Source organism: Streptomyces lunalinharesii (genome assembly GCF_039532155.1).
Taxonomy (GTDB): Bacteria; Actinomycetota; Actinomycetes; order Streptomycetales; family Streptomycetaceae; genus Streptomyces; species Streptomyces lunalinharesii.
The window spans coordinates 1-21552 of the sequence record NZ_BAAARK010000069.1 but is presented as its reverse complement, the minus strand read 5'-3'; the positions used below and the strand labels follow the sequence as shown (position 1 = coordinate 21552).

Below are 21552 nucleotides of genomic sequence, written 5' to 3'. Positions count from 1 at the left end.
GCCGTGACCGGGCTGGCCTCGGGACGAACCGCGACCGAGACCAACTCCGCCATGGCAAGCGCCGCGTAACCGGCCACCAGGCCGCTCAACGCACCCAGCGCCGCATGCACAAGGGTCTTCCGTCGCGTGTTCATGCCCGGGATTCGGAGCTGTCGTGCGCGCGGATTGGTCGGTAGCCGAGGAAGTTTCCGCCCCGCGCAACGAAGGCCGAAGAAGGCGTACAACCGGACTACGGTTCCCTCTAGCGGTCGGCCACTGGCTCTGTGCCCATTGGACAGGTCGGTTTTCCGTGCCCGCCCGGCACGTGCCTGGCCCCCTTGCTATGCCGTGGCGTCGCAGGGGGCCTATGTCTTCACCAGTGCCGCGCCGTAGGTCTCAGCGGTGATTCCAGCATTGATGCGCTGACCGCTTGAGCTCGCCATCGTTTGACGACAGGCGCCCACGATGAGCGATGGCAGTCTCAGGCCGCGCGGAGGCAGAAGGGATGTCCGGCGGGACTGGCGTACACGCGGCTGCCGGTGCTGGTGTCTGAGCTGGGCTCCTCTGTGGGGCGCAGGCGGGTGGCGCCGGCGTCGGTGGCGGCGCGGTCGGCGGTCGCGAGGTCTTCGACGCCGAAGTCGAGGTGCATCTGCTGGGGGGCGCCGTTCGGCCAGCCCGGGGCGGTGTGGCCGGGGGCGGACTGGACGACGATCACGGGCAGGCCGGGGGCCTGGATGAAGTGGTGGGTGGGGGTGGTGGTGGTCGAACCGCCGAGCAGGCGGTGCCAGAAGGAACCTTCCGTCTCGATGTCGGCGGCGTCGATGATCACGGAGGTCAGGGCGAGGGGCATGGTGATGGTCCTGTTCCTGTTCTTGGTGCTGGCTGGTGTTCAGACGGTGGGGAGGATGCCGCCGTCGACGCGGAACTGTGCTCCGGTGAGCCATTTCGCGCGGCTGGAGGCGAGAAAGGCGATCATCTCGGCGACGTCCTCGGGGTCTCCGGGGCGGTCCATGGGGATTTTCAGGTGGTCCACGATCTGGCGGGTGATCTCGTCCGTGGTCACGCCCTGCTGCTCGGCCATGTGCCGCAGGTGGGCGGTGGCGCCGTCGGTGACGACGAAGCCGGGAAGAACGCAGACCACGCGCACTCCGTGTTCGCCGACCTCGGTGGCCAGTTCGCGGCTGTAGGCGTTCAGTGCGGCCTTGGCTGCGGCGTAGGAGGCTTCCGTGCGCTGGGGCAGCTGGCTGGCGATCGAGGAGACGTGCACGACGACGCCGGAGCCCCGCTCGACCATGCCCGGCACCAGGGCCCGGTCCAGGCGCACGGCGCTCAGGAGGTTCATCCCCAGGTCCGCGTGCCAGGACTCGTCCGACCTGCTCAGGGTCGGTGCCGGGGGGCTCGCCGCGCCGGCGTTGTTCACGAGGACGTCCACGCCGCCCATGTGGTCGATGACGCGGCGGCCGAGGTCGGCCACCCCCTCCGGAGTGGAGAGGTCCGCCGGCATGAAGGTGGCGCCGCTGTCCGCGGCGGGCCGACTGCGGGAGGCCGTCAGCACGGTCGCGCCCGCGGCAATGAACCGGCGCACGGTCGCCGCACCCAGGCCCCGACTGCCGCCGGTGACCAGGACCCGTAGGCCCTCCAGCCCCTCATCGGTGCTCGGCATCGGATAGTCCTTCCGTAAGATGAACCTGACTCCGGAAACGATACACATAAACGGAACCGGACTCACCTTATGGAGGTTCCTTGCCGTCACCACGCCCGCTGCGCGCCGACGCGCGCCGCAACCGTGAAGCCCTGCTGTCCGCTGCCCGCGAAGCATTCCTCGCCGGTGACACCGACGCGCACGTGGAAGAGATCGCCCGCAGCGCCGGAGTCGCCGTCGGAACGCTCTACCGGCACTTCGAGACCCGCGAGGCACTGATCGAGGAGGTCTACCGCAAGGAAGTCGACGACCTGTGCGCCGCACCCGAGCAGCTGCTGGAGCACCACGCCCCACAGGAGGCCCTGCGCCGCTTCCTGCTCCTGCTGGTCGACCACGCGGCCGTGGGCAAGGGGATGTCCGTCGCGCTGGAGAGCATCATGGCGAGCGACTCACCGGTCTTCGACGACGCCCGCATCCGCATGGGCGACGCCCTCACCCGCCTCCTCAAGGCCGGATCCGCGGCCGGCACCGTCCGCGGCGACGTCACCGGCCCCACCCTGCTGCGGGCCCTGGGCGGTATCTGCGCCATGCGCGTGAGCGACGGGTGGCTCGACGAAGCCCGCCAGATCACCAACCTCCTCCTCGACGGCCTACGCCACGGCGCCCCTCACGCGACGTGAGCCGAAGGGCGCGCGGCGTGCTACTCCTGCCCGTCATCGTCCTCGTCCAGGTCCGGGGCGTCCGCAAGATCGTCCAGGTAGCCCTCGGCAACTGAAGCACTGGCCTCGGCACTTGGCCACTCCCCTACCGGGGTGGCGGCGGGACCTCCCCACCCACCGCCACCCCCACTCGGCACCGCAGGGCGAAGGAAGGCAACCATGCGCCTTGCCCCACGCCTCACCTAGCTCGCTGAATCGGCTCGCCGGCGCCACCATGTCACTGCCGAGCGATCGGCTCGGCCCGCGTCTGCGGGCGGCCGTCGTGGATCAACGGGCCATCAACGGCATCCGCATCAGGACCGGCGCCGACTCCTCCCGCCTCGCCAACGCCCGAGCACGGGACGACGGTCCGTCCCAGAGGCGGCTGGCGCACCGCCCTTCGGGAGCCGAGCACCGGACGCCCCCATCAGCCTTGGCCTCATGATCCGTCCCATAGGCCCAGACGCTTGAGACGGCGCTGTCGGAGCCGTTCCGAGACGGCCGTGAGACCGAAGACGACAGCCAGAAGCAGTCCGAACAGCACGGCGAAAAAGGGGTCGTCGGGTTCGTCCTCACGCGACAACATCAAGAAGGCGAGCGTGAAGGGCGCAGCCATGCACAGGCCGGCGCCTACCGGGTGTCGGGCCACCCATTTCTGAATCCGGGTCGGACGCCGTTGCCCACCCAGCGCCCGGTCCACAGCCCAGAACGCATTCACCAGAAAACGCCACCAGTCCGCCACAGCGCAAGGATATGTCGAACGAACGACCGCCCCGCGTTCCGCCGTGTTCTCGCCTCGGCCGTCTACGCGCGCCGGTGCCGGGCGGGCCACGGGGCGGCAGAGAGCAGGGCCGGCCGCAGCCTCCAACGTCGTTGTCGCGGTGGCGATTTCGGTGACCGTGAGCGGCACGGCGGTCGTGCGAGCCGGGAACAGGACGACATCGGACTCAGCGAGCGCAAGTACCAGGGCATCCTCTATCCGTGGTGACGGCGAGATTGCCAGGAACGTCGTGTCGGTGCCAGTGCAGGTCCCGCACGGACGGCATGCCGGAGAGCATGTCGAGGAGCCGGTCCAGCAGACTGGTGGCCGTGCCGTCCAGGGTGACCGTCAGGCGCAGGTGAGCGGTGAACGCATCGGACGGATCGACGCGCACGGCCTCGACACGAGCGCCGGGCCGGCCCATGGCCAGCACGCACAGCGCGCGCACCTTGTTCTCGGCGCCCCGGTCGCAGTGGACATGGAGGGTGACCAGCTCGCGTGACCGGGCGACTGGCGTCTCGGTGCCGGGGCGGTTGTTCTGCCTGATGGAGGAACGGAACAGGAATCGCATGACGGTGTCCCTTGGAGACTCTCGAGGGCGGCGAACGCCGACGAACGAGTCGTCGGCCGTCCCTTCTTCAACTGCGGAGCTTGGTCGTGGCCGACGGCTCGAAGGCGTAACCGACGTGCCGTACGGTGCGGATCAGCGCCCGGTGCCCGGGACCGAGCTTCCGGCGCAGCCGGGCGATGTGTACGTCGATCGTGCGCATGCCTCCCATGGCGGACTGCTGCCACACCAGCGCCATCAGCTCCTCGCGGGTGTAGACCCGGCATCGGTTGGCCACCAGATGAGCGAGGAGCTCGAACTCCATGCAGGTGAGATTCACTTGCCGTCCGCCGGCCGACACCCGACGGGTTCCGTGGTCGACGACGAGGCCGCGGATACGGTGGACCGGCGCCTGGGGAAGATCCGCGGCCTCCCGCGGCGTCGACAGCGGACGTGGAACGGAGTCGTGGCGTCGGCGCACGCCGGAGATCCGGGCCAGCAACGTGTGGCGGACAGGCCGGTGGTGGAGTTTCATGGCTGCCTCTCTCGGGTCGGGGGACTGTCAGCGAAGGTGACGGTGAAACCCCGTCACGTGCCGGGTGTGGGCGAGAGGTTCGATGGCGCGCGGAATGCTTGCCCTGCGGGCGCGCAGCCCGGCCGCCCGGGTCGGCGAGGCCGCACGGGTGACTTGCGAAGGGGATCCGCGAACGCGTAGGGAGAAGGGGTTATCGCGTACCGGAGGTCGAGAAGGACATACGGGTCAGCGACCTACTGTGGCTCGGACTACTACCACTGCTGTCGTCCATGTTTCTCGCCTCCTTCCGGTCGGGCGCGCGATTGGGCCGTTTCGACGCGGCAGAGAGCGGACCGGGCCCCATAGCCGGTTCACCCCTACTCGTCAGAGCTTTGGCACTGCACGGCGTAATCCCCGTGCCGGGGAAGCCACTTGGGGTCACCCCTTAGGTCGGGGAGACCTGTCCTGAACCTGGGCGTCTCTCGACGTCGTGGGGTCAGTGGCCTGTATCCGTACAGACGCCTCACCGAACGAGGTGCCTCCTTCAAACGTCCACAAGCATGCTCGCTACTTGCGCATCGGCGCAACTAGTTGACCAAGTCTTAACGACATACCGCCCATCAGCTCGCTACGCAGATGTGTGGGGCCATTGACGACTTGGCGCGGCAGGCCGTCGGCTCCGTCGACGGGACTTGACGACTCGCCTGGTCGCCCACAACTGGAGCTTGCGCCGGTCCCCGGGCAAGTACGTCGAGCAGTCAGGCGAACAGCGGCGGCGGGAGCGACCGGCACATCACTCGGTTGATGACTGTTCCAGCGCATCGTCACCCGAGAGCGTTTCGGCGACAGGTACGGGTTCCAGGCCGATCCTCTCGGCGATTCGGGTCAACAGAGCGTCCTGCGCGGCGAGATGGGCCTGCACGTGCGCCACCTCATGCAGGGTCGCACTCGCATCGTGGAAGGTCGCCGTGGCACGCCTGTCCGACGCGGCGGCCTGCACGTTCTGGCCGACCATGATCACGGAGAGCAGCACCAGTTGCAGGAACGTCTGCGCAACCCAGGAGACGATGGCGGACGCCCCGGCCTGGATCGCGTCCGGGAGGCTGATCAGATCGAACAGTGCAAACGCGTAGGCACACCACATGCTGCCGACCACTCGGGTGACCAGGATCGCGATCCTGGTGTTGAACCGGCTGACTGCATTGCCCGCGGGGAGTTGATCGGTGACTTTCACCGGCCCCTGAGCGCGCCGGGAGGCGATGTGCGGGTGAGGCAGGTGCTCGTAGATCGTCATGCTTTGGCTCCCGGTCAAGGGGCTTTGCCCCAGACGGTGTTCCGGTTCGGTGCGGTGGGGTCAGTGGCTGACGCCGGCATCAGGGGATGGCGGCCCCGGCACCGGCGCCTTGACACAGCCTCAGCAGGCACGCGGCCATCCGGCGAGAACGTCCGCGCTCCACCAGCACTGGGCCACTTACCCACAACTTCGTTTACGGGAGCGCCGATTGCGTAAGAACTGCGCAAGGATTCCACTGGCGTCTCTTTCGCGGTCGGTAGCGCGGCGGCACCGGTGAGCAGAGCCGCCGCGGGGGGAATCTGACGACGCGCGGAGCGACGGTGGGCCAGGCCAACGGTGCTCAGGTCGTCTGTGATGCGTACCAGGGACCGGGCTCCGCGGACCGGCGAGGAGAACGGGAAGGCTGCGGCGGGTGAAGGCGTCCAGGCCGGAGACGGCCTCGCCGCGGACCCGAATCCTGGACGGGAGCGGCACGGAACCGACGGTCGCCGCCCCGGAGGACGTCGGCAGCCACTCGGCATCCGCTTCGCCCACCATTTGCCGTGCACTGCTCGGCGCCGTGTGGTCGTCGATCACTGGTCGGCTGGCGACGCGCGATCTGTCTGGCGCAGGTCTGGGTCTCGTGCGCGACGGGCGTCTTAGAGGTCGCGCAGGTAGGGCGTGGGTCACGGTCGGCGGTTCGGGCGTTCGTTCCAGCGGTGGGTCACCCACGCCTGCCGTCTCAGGCTACGCACGGTGATAATCGTGTCGGCGAGATCGAAAAAGGCGTCGATGATGGTGGCTCGCCGCTCGTAGCAGCGGGCGAGCCGGTGGAAGGCGTTCTGCCAGGCGTGGGTGCGCTCCACGTGCCAACGCCGGCTGGCCTGGATTGGTGCATTCTTACCTTTGTGCGCGATGTGGCCGTGAAAACCGCGCTCTTCGAGCAGAGCGCGGGTCTTGACCGAATCGTAACCGGCGTCCAAGTGCACAGTGATGGCAACGGGCCAAGGTCGTCCAGGCGGTCCAGCGTGGGAGCAAGCAGCAGAGAGTCGTGGCGGTTAGCGCCGGCCAGGACACGGCCCAGAGGTATTCCGTACCCATCCGTCATACCTGAGCGTTTCAAGCCCTGCTTGCCGCGGTCTACCGGTGACCGGCCAGCGGCCTCGCCGCCTCCTGGAGCCTTGGTAATGGAGCCGTCTACGGCGATGTGATCGAGGGCGAGACCGACGATCCGGTCGTAGGAATCCAACGCGATCTGTTTGAGCCTGGCGAAGACGCCGAGTCGGATCCACTCGTCACGGCGGCTGCGGATAGTGGTGGCCGAGCAAGTCGTGTCGGCGATCGCTTCGTAAGAGCAGCCGAAACGCAAGAGTTGCAGGAGCTTGTCGAAGATGACCCGGTCGCTGACACGCCGGCGGTGGCAGCCGAGAGGATGGTCCGGGTGAAAATCCGGCCTGCGGGGAAGCAGGATCGCGAATTGGTCCCAGAGCGGTTCTGTCAACCATGATGGCAGCGCGGGCACAGGTCTCCCAAGTGATCACAGGGCGTCGCATCTCCATGATCACCAGGACCTGTGCCCGGTCTGCGACCGGGGCCCGTAACCCCCGACCGCGCCCCGGTCAGGAAGAGGCGGTCGTCAAAGTCTGCAGCTCGATGTCCGACAGATGCAGGTCCTGCGCGGCGAAGAGCGCAGGCAGTTGCTCAACGTTGCGTGCCGAGGCGATCGGCGCGGTCACGGTCGGCTGCTCCGCGAGCCAGGCCAGCGCCACTGTGGCCATCTCCACCCCCCGTGCCGTCGCGATCTGCTCCAATGCGTCGAGCACCTTCACGCCGCGTTCAGTGTCTGCGTAGCCACCGGCGAGTCCGGGAACGTTGCGCACGTTCTCCACACTCTTCCCGGGCCGATACTTGCCGGTGAGGAAGCCGGAGGCCAGTGCGAAGTACGGAACGCAGGCCAGCCCTTCACGCTGCACGACATCCCGCCGCGCGCCCTCGTAGGTATCGCGTGAGACGAGGTTGTACGGCGGCTGCAGCGCCACGTAGCGGGCCAACCCTTCCCGATCGGAGAAGGCCAGCGACGCGGAGAGCCGTTCGGCGCTGATGTTGGAGGCCGCGATGGCACGCACCTTGCCGGCCTTCACGAGATCGTCGAGAGCCGTGATGATCTCGTCCACGGGGATGGACTCGTCCCGGTCGAAATGGGTGTAGTAGAGATCGATGTGGTCGGTACGCAGCCGCCGCAAGGACTCCTCGGCAGCGGCCTTGATGTTGGCAGGCGCAAGGCCCATGTACTCAGGGTGGTCACCAACCTTCGTTGCGACGACCACGTCGTCGCGGTTACGGCGGGCGGCGAGCCAGTCGCCAATGATGCGCTCTGACTGGCCCGGCTCGTTGCCGGCGAAGTAATTCATATAGGAGTCGGAGGTATCCATGAAATTTCCGCCGCCAGCAAGGTAGGCGTCGAGCACCGCAAACGACTGGGTCTTGTCGGCGGTCCAGCCGAAGACGTTGCCTCCCAGGCAGAGGGGGGAGACGCGGATGTCGGACGAGCCGAGGGTGCGAAGTTCAGTCACGTCAAGACCAACGTGCGCTCGCCCGCCTGAAGTTCCTGCGATCTCTGCGCGCCTACTTCAGCGGGCAGTTGAGGCGTACTGCGATGGGTCCGCGGGGAGCTGTGTACCGCACGGTCCCGGCGCGCATGGTCTTCCCGTGTTCCTGCAGCACCGCTGCCAGCATGAGCTCCGAAGATCCTTTCGCTGGTCACGAGCTGATGTGAGTCAGCCTGGCCAGTTCTTCCTGCAGGCTCGGGCACTGACGAGAACGGCCTTGAGCCGGTTGATCGCCTCGGCGCGGGCCTTTGACTGCCGAACCCTAGGCGAGTTTGTACAACCGCGCACTCCGCACCGGTCCATCGCCTGACTCGGCCTCCCGGGCCGCGTTCTGGGCATCGGGCGGGTCCGACTTGCCGCGTCGGGGGCAGTCGGGCCGGTTCACGTCGAACACTTCCACGCCCTGGGCCAGCAGGTTATGGGGGCAGGGCCGCCCCGAAGGAGCCTGCCCCCTCCACTCCGGCCGTTCTCGGTATCCGGCCGCTGTGGCCGGGAACACCTCGGTGCCGATCACTGCCTCCGCCAGGGAGGGCACAGCAGCCACGGGAGAGTCCGGTGCGTGTCCGTCCTTGAACCTGAGTCGGCTCAAAGTCCCTCATGAGACGTCGCGGCGTCCGGAATTGTGCTGCGCCATGGAATGACCACGAGGGTGGCTGCCAGGCTGACGCTCCCTGCGGTCAGGGCGCTCGCTGTGAGGCCGTCGACGAACGCCTGCCGTGCGGCCGGGAAGGGGGGCAGTACGGCGCTCGGGGTGGCCGACGAGGCCATGGGGCCCAAGCGGTCGGTGATGACGGTGCTGAGGACGGAACCCTGGACGGCGACGCCGAGGGAGGCTCCGACCTGGCGGGTGGCGTCGTTGACCGCCGATCCCAGTCCGGCGTGGCAGGGCGGGACCGCGCCCATGACGGTCTCCGTACCGGCGGCCGCGACCAGGCCGGCGCCCAGCCCAGCGATGACTTCGAAGACGAGCAGATGCCCGTAGCCGGAGTCGGACCGGGTGCGGGTCAGGACGGCAAACGCCGCGGTGACGAGGAGGAGTCCGGCCGCGATCGGTGTTCGTTCACCGTGTCGGGCCAGCAGTCTCGGTGCTGCGAGCGAACCCGCGGCGAGGGCTGCGGCCAGGGGCAGAGTGCGGACGCCGGCCTGCCAGGGGGTGTAGCCGAGGACGCCTTGGAGGTAGAGGGTGATGACGAAGAGTGCTCCGTACATCGCGAAGGACAGCAGCGTAAGAGATGTGGCGCCGCGCACCACGCCGGGCAGCCGCAGCAGGGGCAGCGGCAGCATCGCGTGGTCGTCGCGGCGCTTCTGGTGCGCGACGAACCCGGACAGCAGAGCGGCGGCCAGGGCAAATCCGGTCAGCACCGGTGTGCTCGTCCATCCCCTTGAGGGGCTTTCGATCACCGCCCAGACCAGCGTGAGCAGTCCGCACGCCGACATCATCGCGCCCAGGAGGTCGACCCGCTCCTCGCTGCGGCCTCCGGCACGGGGTCCGCTCTTCGGTACGACGAGCGGGGTGAGCAGCAGGGCCACGGCCACGATCGGGACGTTCACCCAGAATCCGGCGCGCCAGGAGAAGCCCTCGACGAGAGCGCCGCCGAGGACGGGCCCTGTCATGCCGCCCACGCCGAGGGAGGCGGCCCAGAGGGCGATCGCCCGGCGGCGTGGGGCGGGGGTGGTGAAGAGGTTGGTGATGATCGACAGCGTGGCGGGCATGAGCAGGGCGGCCCCGGCGCCCATGCCGCAGCGCGCGGCGATGACCCAGTCCGGTTCCTCGGCGAGGGCTCCGAGCGCGGACGTGGTGCCGCAGATCGCCATGCCGATCGCGAAGGCTCGGCGTCGGCCGATCCGGTCGGTGAGGGCTCCGGCGGTCAGGACGATGCCGCCGAGGACCAGGGCGTAGGCGTCGACGATCCACTGGACTTGGGCCATGGAGGGTTTCAGGTCGCGGTCCAGGTCGGGTACGGCGACGTTGAGGACGGTCAGATCCATGCCGAGCAGGAACACGCCGAGGCAGACGACGACAGCAGCCGGCCAGCGCTCATGGTCACGGCTCACCGGATGGCCCTCTGTAGGTCCTTGGCGAGTTGCCGCACCAGGGCGGGGGCCTGGTGCAGCGGGTAGGTGTGGCGCCCGGCGAAGAGGTAGGGCGTCGTGGGGGTGGTGAACAGGTCGTTCCAGCCCTCCAGACAGCCGGGCGGAACCAAGGGGTCCGCCTCGCCTCCATACAGGGCCAGGCATGCCTGAAGGGGTGGTTCGTCGTGGTGGCGGTGGTGCAGTGCGAGGACCAGGTCGGCGAGATGGGGCGTGCACAGGCGGGTCACGGTCATCGGATCTTCGAAGAGTTCGCTGGGGAGGGGCCCCACCAAGTCGGTGAACCTGTCGAGGCCCGACGTCACCAGGGTGGCCAGGAGCCGTTCGAGATCCCGATGGTGGGGTGCGGGAAGGGAGGAGAGAGCGACAAGCGCGGGCTCGCGCCGAGCGGTGCGGCGCAGGCGTCGTGCGGTTTCGTGGGCGAGCAGGGCGCCGAAGCTGTGCCCGAACAGGGCGAAGGGCCGTGAGTCGGTGGCATCGTCGGTGAGGGTGGCAAGTGCGGCGGTGAGTGCACTCGGGTCGGTCGGTGACGGCTCGTCGCGGCGGTTGCCTCGGCCGGGCAGGGCGAAGGAGTACGGCTCGACGGTGGCCGGCAGCAGGTCGGCCCAGGGCTGGTAGAACTCCGGGCCCGAACCACCGGGCGGCAGGCAGTACAACCGTACGGCTGCCTCTGGGCGGTGGGCGAGGCGAACAAGTGCGGGCATGGGTGCGGTCCTCATCGGCGTGTTCAGCGGGTGGCGTTGAGGAGGCCGAGTACGCGCTGGGCGAGCGCGCCGAGGTTCGGCAGTCCGGTGAGTTCCATGGTGGGCAGTTCGCAGCCGAGCCGTTGCTGCAGCAGGGTGGCGAGTTCGGCTGCCAGCAGGGAGTCCACGCCCAGCTGGTCCAGGCGCCGGGTCCGGTCGACGCGGTCGGCCGTGGTCTGCAGGACGTGGGCGAGGAGTTCGGCCAGGACGTCCTCTACGAGTACGGCCGCGTCGTCGGGCGTGGCCTGCTCCAGCACGTGGCGCAGGCGCTCCGCTCCGTCGGTGTGCTCGGCCGGCGGCAGTAGTTCGGCCGTACGTGGTGCGGTGAGGATGTGCAGGAAGCGCTGCAGTCTTCCCCAGTTGAGGTGTCCCACGGTGACCGCGGTGGCGTCGGGGTCAGCGAGGAGCCGCTCCAGGACGGCGAGCGCGTCGGCAGTGGCGAGTCCTTCGATGCCCAGTGCCGTCATCTCGGTGTTGCGTTCGGTGCGATGCACGTAGCCGTTGTCGGCGATCACGCCCCACTGCACGGCGAGGGCGGGCAGTCCGGCCCGGCGTCGGTCGCGTACGAGGGCTTCGAGGGCAAGGTTGGCGGCTACGTACGACGACTGGGCGAGGTTGCCGAACACGGCGGCGGCCGAGCTGTAGACGACGAAGAAGTCGAGCGGGCGGTCACGAGTCAGTTCGTCCAGCACATGCCCGGCCGTCATCTTGGGAGCCAGAACGGCGCGTACCCGGTCGTCGTCCAGTTCTTGTAGCGGGGCGTCATCGAGCACCATCGCGGCGTGGACGACTCCGGCCAGGCGCCGCCCTTCGGCATCGAGGTCGTGGAGGATGCGGCGCACAGCGTCCGGCTCGGCCGCGTCGGCGCCATACGCATCGACTCGCACGCCGAGCGCGGTGAGGTCGGAGGTCAGTTCGGCAGCGCCGGGTGTGTGTGCGCCGCGACGGCCGATCAGGGTCAGGTGACGGGCCCCTCGGGAGGCCAGGTGGCGGGCGGTGGCGGCGCCGAAGCCGCCCAGCCCCCCGGTGATCAGGTAGTTGGCGTCGGGGTCCAGGTCGAGGGGAACGGCGGCGGGGCGGACGGGCACAGATTCGGCGGCGTCGAAGGTGACGACGATCTTCCCGATGTGCCGCGAGTGCTGCATGGCGACGAACGCCTCGCGGATCCGGGCGGCCGGGTAGGTGCGGTGGGGCAACGGACGGTAGGCGCCCGAGTGGACGGCCCGGGTGATCGACGCAAGATGAGCGTCGGCCAGCGGGGAGGTGTCGGTGAGCAGGGCGGCAACGTCCACTCCGTAGAAGGAGAGGTTGTCACGGAAGGGTGCCAGGGCGAGAGAGTTGTCGGCGAGGAAGTCGCGCTTGCCGAGCTCCACGAACCGGCCGTGAGGTGCCAGGACGCGTACGCTGCGCGCCATGGCCTCGCCGGCCAGGGAGTTGAGGACGACATCCACGCCCCGGCCCCGGGTGATCGTGTCGACCTCGTCGGCGAAGCGCAGGGTGCGCGAGTCGAGGACGTGCTCGGTGCCCAGGAGCCGCAGCAGATCTCGCTTGGCGGGGCTGCCGGCGGTGGCGATGACCTGGGCGCCGATGTGCTGGGCGTACTGCAGGGCGGCGAGGCCCACGCCGCCGGCCGCGCCGTGCACAAGCACTGTTTCGCCGGGTTGCAGGCGGGCCAGGTGGTCCAGGGCGTGCTGGAGGGTCAGGAAGACGGTCGGGATCGTGGCGGCCTCGGTGAAGTCCATGCCGTCCGGGAGCGGAATCACCCGGTCTGCGCGGGTCCGGGCGTGTGAGCCGTAGCAGCCGATGGCCAGGCAAGCGACCCGGGAGCCGACGCTGATGTGTTCGACGCCGGCTCCTACGGCGACGACCGTGCCCGCGCATTCCAGACCGAGCGGCTCCGCGTCGAGTCCACGAGGTGCCGCGGGCGGTGGTACGAGGCCGGTCGCGGTCATGATGTCGCGGTAGTTGAGAGCGGCGGCCGCGACCTCGACCACGATCTCACCCTTTGCCGGCCGGGGCATGCGGGCCGGGCGCCAGCCGAGCCGGTAGCGCAGACCAGGATCGTCCAGGGTCAGGGTGTATGAGGAGGCAGCTCCTGACATCCCTGTCCCCGGAGCGGGCACCGGATGCGACGCGTAGGGGCGCAGCCGCGTCACGAACCGGCCCTGATGAGTCAGCAACACCTCGTCGTCGGCCGGACGGGCCGTCAGCTCCTCGGTGAGCCTGTCCTCGGCTCCGGCTGCCAGGGCGATGCGCCGGACGGCCAGCCGTGGCTGCTCGTTTGCCAGACTGCGGGCCGCTCCCCACACGGCCGCGGCGGCGGACGGCGGGATGTCCTGGGCTCCGCACACCACGAGCCACACGGTGATCGCGCGGTCCTCCGGCAGTTGCCGGGTGGCTGTGGCCAGGGCTCGCAGCACGGCCAGGTGGCGGACGGCAGTCTGCGTGGCGAGGGCCGCGCCGACTCCGCTCTGCTCGGCCAGCAGGATCACGTCGTCGGTCTCCACGAGGAGTTCCGACCATCGCTGCGCGGTCTCACTGGCGGGCCGTGCAGCGACACCCAGGGCCGTGGCAGCCGCCAGCGCGAGCGGCCCACCGGTCAGATCGGCCACCACGGGAGGGTGTGCGAAACGCGGATCAGGCACTGCGGTCGTTGGCGTGAGGCGAGTGGCCCTGGCGGTGAGGATGACGGAGTGGTGGTCATTCGCGGGCTGTGTGGCATCGCCGGATTGCACAGTGCCCGCGAATCCGCACTCTTCCAGCAGTCCGGGCCATTGCTCGCGTGCCACCAGCGGTCCGTTCGGACGCAGCGCGGTGTCCTCGGCGCTCCAGAAGGAGTCCAGCAGGCCGAACACCGGTGTGAGAGCGGCCGGGTCGTGGCTCTCCAAGGCAAGCAGCTGTCCGCCGTCGGCCAGCAGGTCGCCGATCCGGTGCAGGGTGCGCCGCAGATCCCGCGTGGCGTGCAGCACGTTGGCCGCGATGACGAGGTCGTACGACGCAGGGGTGAAGCCCTGGGCGGCCGGGTCGGCTTCGAGGTCGAAACAGCGGTAGTGGACGAAGTCGTGGTCGGCGAAACGCTCCTGGGCCGCAGGGAAGAAGGCCGAGGAGACATCGGTGTAGGTGTAGTGCGTGCGCTCTGGTGGCAGATGCGGCAGGAGCGCCGCTGTCAGTCCGCCGGTTCCGGCGCCGACCTCCAACACGCGCAGTGGCCGACGCTCGGGCCAGGCGGCGACGGCTGCCTGGAGCAGGAGGCGGGCGGTGCGGTACTGGTGGTGCATCACGGGCGTGCTGTCGTAGAAACGCGCCGCGAGGGAGTCCGGTTCGGCGAACAGCAGCGCGAGAGGATCGGTCCGCCCGCGCAGCACGTCCGCCAGATGCAGCCCGCAGACGCCATAGGTCTGCACCGCGGTGGCCTCGGCCGGGAAGGCCAGGAGCACGTCCCTGAAGAGCCGGTGCGGCTGTGGTTCCTCGGCCAGGCGCCACCGGCCGTCCTCGTGGGCAGTGAACACGCCCTGGTCCACGGCGTTCTCGAACAGGGCGGTCAGCAGCTTGCGGTGCCGGGGCTGCACACCGGCCGCAAACAGGTCGTCCAGGGTGAACTCATGTGCTTCTGGCAGGAGTTCGCCCACGGTTGCCGCCGTCAGGTGTGCGTTCAGGCGCAGGCCCTGGGCGCGGGCGCGGTCGTACGGGTGTGCCCGCCACTTTTGGACGGCCTGCGACAGTTCCGCTGCGCAGGCAGCGAGGGTGACTGCGGGCGAGGGCCAGGGCGAGGCGGAGGGGGGCGTGGGCAGGGGGACGGCGCGCAGGACCTCTGCGAGCTGCTGGGGCACGCGGGCGCGTGCCGCGTCGAAGCGGCGCAGTCGGCACCCGAGCGCTTCCAGGGCCACGGTGCCGTCGTCGGCCATGACGGTCAAGTCCCAGACGGCCTCGTGTGCGGTGCGGGCACGCAGACGCACATGGATCAGACCGGTCCGGGGAAGCGGCTGCCAGCAACGCACGGTATCGATGCCGACGGGCAGGTAGGCGGCCGGTGTGCCCTCAAGATCGGCCGGTTGGTCGGTCACCGCAGCGAGCAGCGGCAGGCCCGCCTGGAACGCGCCGTCGAGGAGAGTCGGGTGCGCGAGGGGAGCGTCGGCGAGGTCGACGGTGGCGGCGTAGGAGGCGAGCACCTCACGGCCGTCGCCGGCGTCGGTGCGCAGGCCGGTCAGGGTACGGAACGCGGGACCATAGGGCAGTTCGGCGCGGGCACAGAGTACATAGTGGTCGGCCGCACTCATCTCGCGGGGCAGACGGGCGCGCAGCGCCTGCAGGTCGGCGCCGGGCGGACACGCGCGCAGCAGCTCACGCACTCTGCCGCGGGCGTGCTCGATCCACGTACCCCCACGGCCGTCGCGACTGGAGACGGTGAAGGCGCCGTCTCGCTCCAGTGCGGTGTGGACGGACACGGTTCGGTCCTCGTCGTCGCCCGGCAGGCTCAGCGCACGGCTGATCGAGATGTCGTGCGCCTCGACGGGTGCGCCGTGTACGGCTTGGCCGAGCGCCAGGGCCATGTCCACGTAGCCGGCCGCCGGTACCACGACCGTCTCGCCGACCAGGTGGTCGGACAGCCAGCCCCGCGCGCCGGAGGAGAACTCCTGCTGCCAGGCGGGTCGTGCGCCGGGCAGACGTGCGCCGAGCAGCGCGTGGGGCGGCCTTGTCGGCTCGCCTTCGTCCTCGGCCGGGGTCTCCAGCCACCATCCGGGCGCACCGTTCCAGTAGCGTTCGCGCCGCCATGGGTAGGCGGGCAGGTCGACCACCCGTCCCGGTTCCGGGAAGGGAACGCTCCAGTCGGTCTCGGCTCCGCACGCCAGCAACTGCGCGACGGCGGCATCGAGCGCGCCGGGGCCGGAGGCGGTGCGCGTGAGCGTGCCCATCACGGCGACGGGCCGTCCGGCATCCGTCGTGGCACGCCGCAGATACGCGCCGAGCACCGGGTGCGGGCCGATCTCCACCAGGACATCGCAGCCGGTCTCGCCGACGAGGACGTCCACCGCTTCCGCGAACCGCACCGGTTCGCGGACGTTGCGCCACCAGTAGTCGGCGTCCAGCTCCGCGTCACCGTTGAGCCTCCCGGTGACTGCGGAGACCAGGGGGATGCGGGCGGGCCGCGTCGGCAGCCCTGACAGCGTGGCTGCGAGGGGCCCGCGCAGCTCGTCCATGGCCGGGCTGTGGAAGGCGTAGTCCAGCCCGAGATCGCGGAAGAACACATTGCGCTCGCCGAGTTCTTCGCCGAGTTTCGCGAGCGCATCGGCGTCCCCGGCGACGGTCACGTCACGGACGCTGTTGATCCCGGCGACGACCAGTCGCTTCGCCTGGCCGATCTCGAAGATCAGCTTCTCGGCGTCCGAGGAGCTGAGCCCGACGGCGGCCATCCTCCCGCATCCAGCGGTCGCGCCCTGGGCCCGGCTGCGTGCGGCGATCACCCCGCAGGCGGCCGCACGGTCCAGGGCGCCCGCGCAGTAGGAGGCCGCGACCTCGCCCACGCTGTGCCCGCACACCGCGCTGGGGGCGAAACCGCGTGCCGCGAGCGCCGCGACCAGCCCGGCCTGCAGGGCGAACAACATCGGCTGGGCGATCTCGGTCCGCTGCCACACCTCTTCCCCCCGCGGTGCGGACATCTCCTCCTTGACCGACCAGCCGAGCAGGGGCCGCAACGCCTCATCGATCGCCTCCACCTCAGCTGTGAAGGAGGCGTCGGCACCGAGGAGTTCTGCTCCCATGCCGGCCCACTGTGAGCCGTTACCACTGAAGACGAATCCGATACGGCCACGCTCCACACCAACCCCACGAGCCGCGCCCGGCGCGGGCTCACCTCGTGCCACCCGCCGCAACGACCGAACCGCCGCCGACGGATCGTCGGCCAACAACGCGACACGATGCTCGTACCGGGCCTGACGACGGCACGACGTGTAGGCCGTGTCGTAGAAAGCCTCCGGGACCAGCCCCTCCAGATGCTCGGCCCAATGGACGGCGGCGGCCTCCAGGGCCTGGGGTGTACGGGCGGACATCACCAGCGGGAGCGGGCCTCGGCGGCCGGAACGCGAGTGGTCGTACGGAAGGCCGTCGGCGCTGTCCGAGCCGGACCGGTCGCGTGTCTCCGGGGCGGAGGTGAGCACCACGTGGGCGTTGGCCCCGCCGAAACCGAAAGAGTTCACCCCGACCACGAGCTGCTGCCCTGACAGGTCACGAGGTTCAGCCACCGGATCCAGACCGAGCCCCGCAAAGTCGATCCGCGAACTCAGGGGAGCCGTGTGCAGCGTCGCGGGAATCCGCCGCTCCCTCAGCACCAGCAGCGCCTTGAGCAGGCCGGGGACTCCGGCCGCCGCCTCAAGGTGCCCCAGGTTCGACTTCACGGATCCGATCGGCAGCGGCGCCCCCGCCGTGCGGCGCCGCCCGAGCACCTCACCCAGCGCCGTGCACTCCACCGGATCGCCGGCCTGGGTACCGGTGCCGTGGGCCTCGACATATGCGACCTCGGCCGCAGTGATGCCCGCCTCGGCGTACACCCTCTCCAGCAGCGCGGCCTGGCTGCGCGCGCTCGGTAGGGCCAGCCCTACCGTACGGCCGTCCGCATTGACGCCGCTGCAGCGGATCACCCCGTGGATCCGGTCACCGTCCGCCAGCGCAGCCGTCAACGGCTTGAGTACGAGCACACCGGCACCCTCCGATCGTACAAAACCGTCCGCGTGCTCGGAGAACACGTGGCACCGACCGGTGGGCGAGAGCATCGATGCCTGAGCGAATCCGACGCTCTCCCAGGGGTTGAGCAGCACGTTGACACCGCCAGTGAGCGCGAGCGCGCTGTGCCCGGAACGCACCTCCTGGCACGCCTGGTGCACGGCGGTCAACGTCGACGAGCATGCCGTGTCGACCGCGAACGAAGCACCATGTAGATCGAAGAAGTACGACACCCGGTTCGCGGTGTTGCAGGACGCCATGCCGCTCATGGAATAGGCGTTGATCGTGCGTGGCCGCCGCTGCTGCAGATCGCCGTACCCGTGCGACGACACCCCGATGATCACCGCCGTGTCGCTGCCGGCCAGTGCCGACGGATCGATGCCCGCATCGCCGAACGCCTCGACGGCGCACTCCAGAAGCAGCCGGTGCTGCGGGTCCATCACGGATGCCTCTTTCGGCGAGATACCGAAGAACTCCGCGTCGAACGTGGCCACGTCGTCCAGGTAGCCGCCCGCGGACGTGTAGATGCGGCCGGCGCGCGGACGTTTGTCGGCCGACACGAACCGCGTCACGTCGAACCGGTCGCGCGGCACCTCGCCGACCAGGTCCCGGCCCTCCGCCAGCGCCGCCCACAACCCATCCAGTGACCGGATCCCTCCGGGCAGCCGGATGCCCATCCCCACCACTGCGATGTCTCCGCCACGGGCCTCGGCATGCCCGAGCGGGGCAGGACTGGTCGGGGGCACGGCGTGTGCTGCGGAAGCATCGGACATCGGGGGAGCGTGATCATTCGCCTGGGTCACGCCCCGGACAACTCGCCGCGCCGATCTTGGGTTACGGCCGTCGACAAGGAGTGGGACAACACATTGAGGCGCGGCGGGCCGAGCGGTGGTACGGCGCTGCGCTGGGCGCAATCACACCCCTGGCCGGACAGATCCCCGCTGAGTCAGACGGCCTCACTGGCTGGCGACGACAAGTGCTCGAGCGGAGACCTCTCGCGGTGCAGAAGCTGATCGTCACCGCCCCTGCATCCCGCTCGCCGTAACAGTCACCGGCCGGAACCGCCACAACCTCACCGAGCTCATGCCGCTGCTGGACACAGTCCCACTGATCCGTGGACGCCCCGCCGCAACTCCGACGTCTGTACGCTGACCGGGGCTACGACTTCGACAAGTACCGCCGCCTGCTGTGTAAGCGCGGCGTCAAACCCATGATCGCCCGAGGCGGCGTCGCCCACGGTTCCGGACTGGGAAAGTGCGCTGGGTGGTCGAGCGCGCGTTCGCCTGGCTGCACCAGTTCAAACGCCTCCGCATCCGCTATGAGCGACGCGCCGATCTCCGCCAGGGCCGACTCGGGCTGGCATGCAGCCTCATCTGCCTCCGCCGCCTGCGCACCTCATTCCGAAACGATCAGTCGTACGGAGGGCTGAGCGTGTGCGATCTCAAATCGGTCGCCCGAGAAGGCGTCTCGTGGAACACGGACTGCATAAGGAGCGACCGCATCGTGCGTGCCAGCGCAGCCGATCTCACGCCGAAGCCGCGCCGGAGCGCTCGGCGTCTCACGGCTCCGTGCGGTGGTTTCCGGCGGGCCTCGCTGTATCACCGGCGCTCTCACACGTCTGTCACCAACTACGTCGACTCCCCCGGACTGCGATGCCTGACCTGCTGTTACGCGCCCACCCTGGACTGACATGGACGCCCGAAGACGGTTCCTACAACCTGAATACAGACAGCTCCTCAAGGCCCGTCAGCCTGTCTGAAGCTCCTGCAGCAACTGCTCCGCCGTCTTCCGCGCAGGGACCAGGCGGGGGTCCTCGGGATCAGAGTAGGGGCCAAGGATCTTCGCGGCGACGAACAGGGACATCAGCTTGCCGTCCCGGCTCGCCAGATCGTCGCACCGCTCGCTGCGGACGCGGTCGGCCAGAGCCGGGACAGCAAGGGAGGCCCCCCACAGATTTGCCGCATCCAGGCCGCGCGGAGCCATGCCCCAGTCCTCCCAATCGAACACGCAGAACACCGGCGCCGTCACATTCGCCCAGTTGAGATCCGCATGGGCCGGGCACCAATCGGCCACCGCCGTATCCACGCCGGGGAAGACACTATGGATCGTTCCCGTGATCAGTTCCTGCGTGAGGGTCTCAGTATCCGGTGTAGCAATCCGGTTCGTGTGCTGCGCGGCGAGGGCCTCTAGTGAAGCATTCAGCGAAGCCCACCACTGCTCAGTCAGTTGCGGGTCCTCCGCCACCACGGCACTCCCTACCGGCGCACCCGGCAGCAGTCCCGTCTCGTCCGCCCGCCCGCCACATCACCGGCTCCGCCTCGTCCCGCCACGCAACACCGGCGAGCCAGGCCGGCTTCGCGATCCCCCGCAGGGCCTCCGCGGACGCGGTGCCGTCTCCGCCCTGAACCCCGATCCGGTCGAGCCCGCGCCGCTCGATGCGCACCCACGTATCGCGGTCCGTACGCGCCCCCACAGACCGGCGCTTACGCACCACAGTCTCGCGGTCAAGGCGCACCCGCAGCATTCGCTCCACACGGTCCAGTACGGCTTCCACCGGCTCTTTACGCAGATCCACCGAACGCAGCGTCATGCCCCAGAACGTACCAAGCCCGAACCTCAGCAGTCCGGCCCTTCACAGATGGGGCGGCAATATAGCGGCGGATCCCCGGTTACCGAAACCGGGGATCCGCCGAATACTCGTAGCTCCACCGCCACTTCCTGACCGCCCGTCGAAAGGCAGCACAGCGACGATCCACAACGTCACCGCCACACGGCATGCAGTACCTGCCCCTGGCCCGTCACGCCGCGGCGTAGCTGAGCCGGAACAGCTCCTGCGCGCGCTCCAGATCCCGCTCGGTACGCAGTTGCACCTCCAGGTCGCCGGTGCCGTGGTGACCGAGCCCCGTCACGTCCCGGGTGAACCCGGGAACGAGGTCGACCTTCTTCGGGTCGGCCTTGAGGTAGACGAGAAGTTTGGTCTGCTGCGGCGGGCAGACGCAGGCGAAGTTCCGCAGCCGTTGGTAGGCGGTGTACTGCTTGCGCTGCACCCGTGTGATGCCTCCTCCGAGGCCGACCATCGCCTCGTCGACCGCCGCAGCCAGCTCGGTCATCGCGCCGCCCTGCCGTCGGGCGGTCGGCAGCCCGGCCATGCGCCGGCGAACCCGCTGGGAAGCGGCCGACTGCCCAGTGACCGAAGCCACGGTCTCCAGGCCGAAGTGGTAACTGCCGAAATACCGGTAGCGGACCAGGTCGATGCTGCGCCGATGCTCGCGAACGGCGTGCGCGTCGTAGCGGGTGAAGTCTCCGGCCACGCAGATAAGCCGCGGTGCGCTCCACAGGATCTGGGACGCGGCCGTAACACCGAGCCGGTCACGGACCAGGTTCCGGAAGGCGTCCTTTTGGGTCGTGAGCCAAGCCATGTAATACAGGCCCTGATTGATTACCCCGGCGGCGGTACCTCGCTTGTACTCGATGATGACCGGTGCACCGTTCTCGTCGAGTGCCAGCGAATCGATACGACCGCCGTCGACGCAGTCGATGACGTACTCGCTCGCCAGGAACGTGACACCCAGCATCGTCTCCATGTGCGCCTCAACGAGGCCCTGTATATCCGCCTCGACCTCAGCAAGACGCGGCACGACCTCGGTCACACCGCATTGCGTGTTGAACAGCTTCAGCGCCACCACTCCCCCTGCACGATCCCGACGCCAGAACCGAACATCACAGGGCCCAGGGATATTTCCGCTACCAATACCCTTTCGAACGGGACCGAAGATTCCACAGATGCACAGCCAGAACGACGTGATGCCGGACATGAACGCCCTGTACAGCCCCTCCCGCATCCGCACCACATGGGGCGGAACCGGCAGCGTCGAAGACGCTTCCAGGGCCTTCGGGTTCTCGCGGGCCAAGGGCTACGACTTGGTCCGGCGCGGGGAGTTCCCCTGCCGTGTGCTGCGCATCGGCCGCAGCACACGCG

At 69.2% G+C, this 21552-nt stretch carries 12 protein-coding genes, 4 pseudogenes and 1 riboswitch; of the genes and pseudogenes, 3 read left to right on the top strand and 13 right to left on the bottom strand.

Going from position 1 to position 21552, the window contains the following annotated elements:
- Positions 1 to 460 precede the first annotated feature (460 nt).
- A complete protein-coding gene (locus ABD385_RS39815; RefSeq protein ID WP_344584991.1) occupies positions 461 to 829 on the bottom strand; it encodes a VOC family protein in 369 nt (122 codons plus the stop codon).
- A 39-nt stretch (positions 830 to 868) separates the two neighbouring features.
- Entirely contained in the window at positions 869 to 1642 is a 774-nt protein-coding gene (locus tag ABD385_RS39810) for an oxidoreductase (protein WP_344584989.1), read from the bottom strand.
- A gap of 80 nt (positions 1643 to 1722) precedes the next feature.
- Between ABD385_RS39810 and ABD385_RS39805 the strand changes: the two genes are divergently transcribed.
- The gene (locus ABD385_RS39805; protein ID WP_344584988.1) at positions 1723 to 2301 is read left to right on the top strand and encodes a TetR/AcrR family transcriptional regulator; all 579 of its coding nucleotides are present in this window, start codon (positions 1723 to 1725) and stop codon (positions 2299 to 2301) included.
- A gap of 457 nt (positions 2302 to 2758) precedes the next feature.
- Here the strand turns inward: ABD385_RS39805 and ABD385_RS39800 are convergent, their stop codons facing one another.
- From ABD385_RS39800 to ABD385_RS39760, 9 genes and pseudogenes are all read right to left on the bottom strand, one after another.
- The gene (locus ABD385_RS39800) at positions 2759 to 3061 is read right to left on the bottom strand and encodes a hypothetical protein (protein WP_344584986.1); all 303 of its coding nucleotides are present in this window, start codon (positions 3059 to 3061) and stop codon (positions 2759 to 2761) included.
- A 205-nt stretch (positions 3062 to 3266) separates the two neighbouring features.
- On the bottom strand, positions 3267 to 3650 hold the full coding sequence (locus tag ABD385_RS39795; protein WP_344584984.1) for a hypothetical protein: 384 nt from the start codon (positions 3648 to 3650) through the stop codon (positions 3267 to 3269).
- A gap of 67 nt (positions 3651 to 3717) precedes the next feature.
- On the bottom strand, positions 3718 to 4161 hold the full coding sequence (locus ABD385_RS39790) for a winged helix-turn-helix domain-containing protein (RefSeq protein ID WP_344584982.1): 444 nt from the start codon (positions 4159 to 4161) through the stop codon (positions 3718 to 3720).
- Between the two features lie 347 nt (positions 4162 to 4508).
- A riboswitch (M-box (ykoK) riboswitch) is annotated at positions 4509 to 4682 on the bottom strand.
- 251 nt (positions 4683 to 4933) lie between these two features.
- On the bottom strand, positions 4934 to 5434 hold the full coding sequence (locus ABD385_RS39785; protein ID WP_344584980.1) for a hypothetical protein: 501 nt from the start codon (positions 5432 to 5434) through the stop codon (positions 4934 to 4936).
- Between the two features lie 665 nt (positions 5435 to 6099).
- Positions 6100 to 6935, bottom strand: a pseudogene (locus ABD385_RS39780) (IS5 family transposase).
- 97 nt (positions 6936 to 7032) lie between these two features.
- Entirely contained in the window at positions 7033 to 7986 is a 954-nt protein-coding gene (locus ABD385_RS39775) for an aldo/keto reductase (RefSeq protein WP_344584979.1), read from the bottom strand.
- A gap of 621 nt (positions 7987 to 8607) precedes the next feature.
- Entirely contained in the window at positions 8608 to 10077 is a 1470-nt protein-coding gene (locus tag ABD385_RS39770) for an MFS transporter (protein ID WP_344584977.1), read from the bottom strand.
- Entirely contained in the window at positions 10074 to 10817 is a 744-nt protein-coding gene (locus ABD385_RS39765; RefSeq protein ID WP_344584975.1) for a thioesterase II family protein, read from the bottom strand. The genes ABD385_RS39770 and ABD385_RS39765 overlap by 4 nt, the downstream gene beginning before the upstream one ends.
- 23 nt (positions 10818 to 10840) lie before the next feature.
- On the bottom strand, positions 10841 to 18346 hold the full coding sequence (locus ABD385_RS39760) for an SDR family NAD(P)-dependent oxidoreductase (protein ID WP_344584973.1): 7506 nt from the start codon (positions 18344 to 18346) through the stop codon (positions 10841 to 10843).
- Positions 18347 to 18602: 256 nt separating this feature from the next.
- Between ABD385_RS39760 and ABD385_RS39755 the strand changes: the two are divergent.
- Positions 18603 to 18968, top strand: a pseudogene (locus tag ABD385_RS39755) (transposase); the annotation flags it as partial.
- Between the two features lie 351 nt (positions 18969 to 19319).
- Here ABD385_RS39755 and ABD385_RS39750 read toward each other — a convergent pair.
- Together ABD385_RS39750 and ABD385_RS39745 are read right to left on the bottom strand one after the other, a co-directional pair.
- A pseudogene (locus tag ABD385_RS39750) lies at positions 19320 to 20163 on the bottom strand (hypothetical protein).
- A 208-nt stretch (positions 20164 to 20371) separates the two neighbouring features.
- Positions 20372 to 21259, bottom strand: coding sequence for a DUF5655 domain-containing protein (locus tag ABD385_RS39745; RefSeq protein ID WP_344584971.1), 888 nt, complete (start codon positions 21257 to 21259; stop codon positions 20372 to 20374).
- 97 nt (positions 21260 to 21356) lie between these two features.
- Between ABD385_RS39745 and ABD385_RS39740 the strand changes: the two are divergent.
- A pseudogene (locus ABD385_RS39740) lies at positions 21357 to 21552 on the top strand (hypothetical protein); the annotation flags it as partial.